A 557-nucleotide genomic window follows, 5' to 3' on the forward strand; every position below is an offset into this window, starting at 1 on the left:
CCCGGGTGTTGGTCCAGCTACCGGCGCATTCCCGCAGCAGGGTTCAGGCCGGCGGCTTGTCGTTGCGACGTGACAAGGCCCATATGCGTGCGCGGTAGATCGGACGCAGCACTTCGCGGCGCAGCCGTTTGCGCCAGGGCGCATTGCGGGCCTGAATGGTCGTACCGCCGATTTCCAGGCCCTTGTCACTGACGCCGGAAGGCACCGCGATCAAGGGCCTGAACCCGGTGATCCAGGACATCTGCATATAAGTGTCAACGGGGCGGTCAAAGCACTGCGTCTGTTCGAGAAGCTTCAGAGCGGCCTGGCGAGAATAAAGCGTGCAGGACGCCCTGAGCGGCACTACAGTCGGACGGGTCAGGCGCGTGTCGTCCACGAAAGCCATAACCGGGCCCTGATCCGCGATCTCGCGCACCTGAAACTGGACGATGCCATGCCGCGATACATGCGCACGCGCCAGATCCAGGGCCGCCGGAAAGTTCTCAGGGTCGATCTCCACATCGTCCTCGAGCACCAGTCCGGCCTCAAGGCCGCTTTCGACAATGGCATGCCACGCC

General features: G+C 63.7%; 1 protein-coding gene. It reads right to left on the bottom strand.

Annotation, left to right across the window (positions count from 1 at the left end):
- Positions 1–43: 43 nt before the first annotated feature.
- Positions 44–557: glycosyltransferase family 25 protein (locus ACR0IP_RS23440; protein WP_480528201.1), on the bottom strand; the 514-nt coding region annotated here is incomplete at its 5' end.

The sequence above is a fragment of the Ruegeria sp. AL11 genome, assembly GCF_056540865.1.